We start from the raw sequence: 213 nt of genomic DNA on the forward strand, positions 1-213 counted from the left end.
GGACAAAGGGAGAACGTTGGTACGACTGGGTTCGGGTGCCGCTTTGGCGTTTACAACTCAGTGAGGAAGAGCGGGATTATGGTCATTATCTGCTGGTTCAGGTGGCAGGGCATTGCTGGGAAATTGAAAGTGGTTTTGAGGAAACGAAGGGGGAATGTGGCCTGGATCATTATGAAGTGCGGCAATGGCACAGTTGGTATCGGCACATTACCT

General features: G+C 51.2%; 1 pseudogene. It reads left to right on the forward strand.

Annotated features, from left to right (window positions below):
- A pseudogene (locus Xets_RS12660) lies at window positions 1-213 on the forward strand (IS701 family transposase); the annotation flags it as partial.

Origin of the sequence: Xenorhabdus sp. TS4 (genome assembly GCF_014467265.1) — a bacterium.
GTDB lineage: Bacteria > Pseudomonadota > Gammaproteobacteria > Enterobacterales > Enterobacteriaceae > Xenorhabdus > Xenorhabdus ehlersii.